Origin of the sequence: Micromonospora sp. D75 (assembly GCF_018070405.1) — a bacterium.
GTDB lineage: Bacteria > Actinomycetota > Actinomycetes > Mycobacteriales > Micromonosporaceae > Micromonospora > Micromonospora chalcea.
The window spans coordinates 1-4,998 of sequence record NZ_JAGPXV010000445.1; the positions used below are offsets into that span (position 1 = coordinate 1).

The 4,998-nt window shown below is 74.6% G+C and carries 6 protein-coding genes and 1 pseudogene; 6 read left to right on the forward strand and 1 reads right to left on the reverse strand.

The genetic code is table 11. The features are described 5' to 3' along the window. The 5 genes from KBX39_RS22715 to KBX39_RS22735 form a co-directional block, all read left to right on the forward strand. A partial coding sequence (locus tag KBX39_RS22715) for a PP2C family protein-serine/threonine phosphatase (RefSeq protein WP_210872414.1) occupies positions 1-848 on the forward strand: 848 nt, incomplete at its 5' end. After that, positions 845-1,891, forward strand: coding sequence for a B12-binding domain-containing protein (locus KBX39_RS22720; protein ID WP_043330192.1), 1,047 nt, complete (start codon positions 845-847; stop codon positions 1,889-1,891). The genes KBX39_RS22715 and KBX39_RS22720, both read left to right, overlap by 4 nt. Before the next feature lie 77 nt (positions 1,892-1,968). Further along, on the forward strand, positions 1,969-2,316 hold the full coding sequence (locus KBX39_RS22725; protein WP_043324561.1) for an STAS domain-containing protein: 348 nt from the start codon (positions 1,969-1,971) through the stop codon (positions 2,314-2,316). Between the two features lie 70 nt (positions 2,317-2,386). Then, the gene (locus tag KBX39_RS22730) at positions 2,387-2,833 is read left to right on the forward strand and encodes a response regulator (RefSeq protein WP_030504307.1); all 447 of its coding nucleotides are present in this window, start codon (positions 2,387-2,389) and stop codon (positions 2,831-2,833) included. Between the two features lie 117 nt (positions 2,834-2,950). Continuing rightward, a complete protein-coding gene (locus tag KBX39_RS22735; RefSeq protein WP_069089847.1) occupies positions 2,951-3,436 on the forward strand; it encodes an ATPase in 486 nt (161 codons plus the stop codon). A 10-nt stretch (positions 3,437-3,446) separates the two neighbouring features. Here KBX39_RS22735 and KBX39_RS22740 read toward each other — a convergent pair whose 3' ends face one another. Beyond that, positions 3,447-4,199 (reverse strand): hypothetical protein, encoded by a 753-nt coding sequence (locus KBX39_RS22740; RefSeq protein ID WP_312247477.1) that lies wholly within the window; start codon positions 4,197-4,199, stop codon positions 3,447-3,449. Between the two features lie 439 nt (positions 4,200-4,638). Here KBX39_RS22740 and KBX39_RS22745 point away from each other — a divergent pair. Beyond that, positions 4,639-4,998, forward strand: a pseudogene (locus tag KBX39_RS22745) (endonuclease); the annotation flags it as partial.

A 4,998-nucleotide genomic window follows, 5' to 3' on the forward strand; every position in this document is an offset into this window, starting at 1 on the left:
CCACCGCTCTGCTCTACCGCGACCAGGCCGAGGTCGCCGACACGCTGCAGGCCAGCCTGCTGCCGGTCGAGCCGGCTCCCGCGACCGGCGTGCAGTGGGGCACCGCGTACCGGCCCGCGCAGGCCGGCCTGCGCATCGGCGGCGACTTCTACGGTTCGCACCAGCTCACCGACGGCGGGTCGGTCTTCTTCCTCGGTGACGTGTCGGGCAAGGGCGTGGAGGCGGCCGTCTTCACCGGCCAGCTGCGCCAGTGCCTGCAGGCGCTGCACCGGGTCGAGAGCCAGCCCGGGCGGCTGCTGAAGCTGCTCAACGACGCGCTGCTGGAGACCACCCAGGCACACGGGCAGGGCCGGTTCGCCACCATGGTCCTCGGCGTGGCGCGTCCGCACCGCGACGGCGGCCAGACCCTGACGCTGGCCGGTGGCGGGCACCTGCCCCCGCTGGTGCTGCGGGAGTCCGGTGACGTCGAGGTGGTGCCGTTGCGCGGCATGCTGATCGGCGTGGTGCCCGATCCCCGCATCGGCGAGGTCACCGTGCGCCTGGCGCCGGGGGAGACCTGCCTCTTCTACAGCGACGGCGTGACCGAGGCGCGGGGCGGCCGGCGCGGCGACGAGCAGTTCGGCGCCGAGCGGCTGCTCAACGCCGTGGCCGGCTGTAACCGGATGCCGGCGCCCGCGCTGGCCGAACGGGTCGAGCAGGTGACCTGTGACTGGCTCGCGCACGGCGACCACGACGACATAGCGGTGCTGGCGCTGCGGGCGACCGGCCCGGCCGGGCGGGCGCCCCGGCACCTGCACGCGGTGCCGGAACCGGCCGCGGCCGAGCTGACGAGGGAGTGGTCCGCGTGACAGTGCCGACTGTCGGGGTCGATGCGGGTCACGCCTTCGCCCGCTACCTGGAGTGCCTGGCCGACGCGGACGAGTCCGCCGCCGTGGCGGTGGCCGTGGGGCTCCTGGAGGCGGGCGTGCCCGCCGAGCGGGTGCTGCTCGACCTGGTCGCGCCGGCGCAGGCCGAGGTGGGCGAACGGTGGGCGCGCAACGAGTGGAGCGTCGCCGAGGAGCACGCCGCCACGCACATCAGCGAGCGGGTGGTGGCGGCGGTGGCCGCGTACGCCGATCCCCGGCCGACGCGGGGACGGATCGTGATGGCCTGCATGGACGGCGAGTGGCACGCGCTGCCGGCCCGGCTGGTGGCCGAGGTGCTGCGGTTGCGCGGCTGGCAGGTCGTCTTCCTCGGCGCCAGCGTGCCCGCCGCCCACCTGGTCTCCTACCTGCACCGTTACGACGCGGAGGCGGTGGCACTGGCCTGCGCGCTGCCGATGCGGCTGCCGCACGCCCACCGGATGGTGGAGGCGTGCCGCCGTTCCGACGTGCCGGTGGTGGTGGGTGGCCGGGGCTTCGGCGAGGACGGCCGCTGGGCGCGTGTGCTGGGTGTGCCGTGGGCGCCGGACGCGCCGGCCGCGGCCGACCTGGTGGCCGACGAGCGGGCGCTGCGTGCGGCGCCGCCGGCCCGGCTGGACCACCTGGCCGACGACGAGTACGCCAGCCTGGTCAAGCGGCGCGGCGAGTTGATCGACAGCGCCCTGGCCGACCTGCGGGAGCGGGTGCCGTCGGTGTCCGGCTACACCCCGGCGCAGCTCGACTCCACGATCAGCGACCTCGGTTACATCGTGGACTTCCTGGCCGCCGCGCTCTATGTGGACGACGGGACGCTGTTCACCGCGTTCGTCGAGTGGCTGGTGGAGATCCTGGTCAGCCGCGGGGTGCCGGCGGGGGCGGTCGGCCTGACGCTGGAGCACTATGGACAGCAGTTGCGCGACTTCCCGCGCGCGGCCGGTTTCCTCGACCGGTCCCGGGCTCTGGTCGGCGGCCTGTCTGCGGCGGGCCGCTGACGGCACCCGGATGGGCCGTCCCATATACTTGCACTACTGCAAGCGTTCGCCTGCGGTGGGGAGCGAGGGGGGCCAGGGTGACGTTCACCGTCACGTACGCCCAGCGGGACGGGGGCGGCGTCTGCCTCCGGCTCGCCGGTGAGCTCGACCTGGGCACGGCCCCCGAGCTGAACTCGGCGATCGACCGGCTGATCGCCGAGGGGCAGCGCGAGCTGCTGCTCGACCTCGCCGAGCTGACCTTCTGCGACTCCACCGGCATCGCCGCCTTCGTGCGCGGGGACAATCTCGTCGCCGCCGACGGCGGCTGGCTGCGCCTGACCGGGGCGACCGGCCGGGTGGCCCGGGTGCTGCAGGTGACCGGGCTGGCCGAGGTGCTCCGGTACGCCCGTGACACCGTCGACCCGGCCGCGCCGGCCGCCTCCTGATCCGGTACATTCTCCCGCCAGCAACCGGCCGTGCGGCCGGCCGCCCTCCTCGAGACAAGCAGGTAAGACGATGGGTCAGAGCAGCCCGAGCCCGGTTCGCATCCTGGTGGTGGACGACGATCCGGGTGACGTCCTGATGATCGAGGAGGCGCTCGCCGACTCCGACGTCGACAAGGTCATCGACGTGGTCGCCGACGGTCAGGAGGCGATGGAGTTCCTCCGGCGCGAGGGCCGGCACGCCGAGGCGCAGCGTCCGGACGTGATCCTGCTCGACCTGAACATGCCCCGGATGGACGGGCGGCAGGTGCTCGGCGAGGTCAAGGGCGACGAGAGCCTGCGGACCATCCCGATCGTGGTGCTGACCACCTCCAACGCCGACACCGACGTGGTCAGCAGCTACACGTTGCAGGCCAACGCGTACGTGACCAAGCCGATCGACCTGGACGACTTCAACGACGTGGTACGCCGCATCGACGAGTTCTTCGGCCGGGTGGTCGTGCTCCCGAAGCACCAGTAGGTGCGGGAAGTCCGGGCCTCCGCATCCTGAACATTTTGTGGGAACGGCCCCGCCCGTGAGCGACCGGCCCGCAGGATCGGCAGTGGGGACGAACACCGGCTGCCTGGGGGGCGACGCATGAGGTTCTCGGTGGTGGAGACCGGATACGACAGGCGTCAGGTGGATTCCTGCCTCGACGAGCTGAGCCTGCGGCTGGGGCGGCTGGCGGCGCGGGCGGAGGGCGCCGCCGGGGCCGGCCGGGAGTGGGATCAGATCCGGTCCGACGCCCTGCACCTGTGCGACTTCCTCCACCGGCGGACCGCGCCGGTCGAGGGCCCGGAGGCGGCCCGCCCGTCGCCGGCCGAGCGGGAGGCCGCCGAGCTGCTGGCCACCGCCCGCGCCGAGCTGGAGGCCGCCCGCGAGGAGGCCCGCCGGTTGCGGGAGGAGGCGTACGCCGACGCTCTGCGGGCCCGCCGCGAGTTCGAGGCGGCCCTGCTGGCACGGCGTCGCCGCGAGTCCCGGGTGGACGAGATCCTGGCCGGCGCGCGCGGCGAGCGGGTGCCGGTGGACACCCCGACCGCCGCCGCGGGCGTGCGGCCCGGCGCCGGGCGCGGCGCCGCCTGACCGGTCCGGGTCAGGTCAGCGCCGCCACGATCGTCGCGGCCCGGTCCTCGTGCCGGGCGTACGCGTCCGGGTACGCGGACACCTGCACCGCCTGGGCGGCGGCGGTGACGCTCATGTCCGCCCAGCCGGGCACCTCGCGCAGGGCGGTGTAGAAGGCGCGGGCCGCGTACGAGGGTCGCATGAGCTGGGCGACGGTGCCCCAGCCGCTGCTGGGGCGCTGCTGGAACAGCCCGACCGAGTCGTGGTCGGAGCCGCTGCCCTGGTGCGGGTGGTCGAAGGACTCCGGGAGCACGTCGCTGGCCAGGTTGTAGAGGTTGCTCTCCTGCATCGCGGTGGCGACCGCCACGACGAGGGCCCGGCGGGGCATGCCCATGTCCCGCCCCACGTCCACGATGATCTTCGCGTTGTTCATCTGCCGCTGGTCCAGTCCGGCGACCGGCCGCGGGTTTGTCGGGCGGGCGGGCTTGCGCGGCGGCTTCTTCGTCGACGCGGCCGGGCTCGGCGTGGCGGCCGGGGCGGGCAGGACCGGCGCCGCGGCGACAGGTGGCGCGAGGCGGGTGAAGTCGCGGGAGGCCCGCTGCTCGGCGGCGGCCCGGTCGGCGACCGCCTCGCGTACGTCCAGCCGCGCGGGGCCGGTTTCGCCGACGCCTGCTACGCCGATCAGGCCGAGGCAGCAGGTGACGCCGGTGGCCACCGCGATCCGGCCCGGTACGGAGCGGGCCGGGCCGGGCCGGGGCTGCTCCGGGGCGCGGTGACGCCCCACTCTCCGTTCGGCTGATGCCGGGTCAATCGTTCGGCGAACCGGGCGGTTGGCGGGCAGCGGCTGGTGGGAGGGGTGGTCGGGAGGCACCCGCCGAGGCTAGAGAGCTTCCGGCCCGTTGCCATCGGGGTGATTAGTGGCATGCGCCACAATCTGCCGGATTCGCGGCCGACAATTCACTCAGCCGATCACCAAACAAGCGAACCTCGCGTACCCGGAACATGCCTCATGTCGGTTTAAGGCTGGGAAAGAGGACGCGAGCACGAGCAACCCGGGCCGCGCGCCGCCCTCCCCCGTTCGGGGGAGGGCAGGCTGGTCGAGCGGCCCGCCCGGTGCGGCGGTCCGCCGACCGGAAGCATCGACCGCCCCGGATGGCGGCGACCGCTGTGGATCATGGCGAGGCCCCGGCACGGTGACCCGGGCGCTCGTTACGATTCCGACGGTGACCGAGCAGAAGGCCGACGAGCGTGGCCCCGGAGAGCCGTCCGGCCGCCGGAGGCGGCGCGGACTCGTCGTCATCGCCTGCGCCGGGCTGCTCGCGGCGCTGCTCGCCGGCCATCGGGCGGTGCCGAACGTGCACGGGCTGGGCAGCCTGCTGGACAGCGCCGTTCCGCTGCTCGGCCTCGGCGTACCGGTGCTCGCGCTCGCGGCGCTGCTGCGCCGCTCCCGCCCGGCGCTGCTGGCGGTGCTGCTGCCGGCGCTGGTCTGGGCCGGCCTGTACGGGCGCGCGTGGCTGCCCCCGGCGGCCGGCGCGGCGGGCGCCTCGGTGCGGGTGGCCAGCCAGAACCTGCGTGTCGGCAAC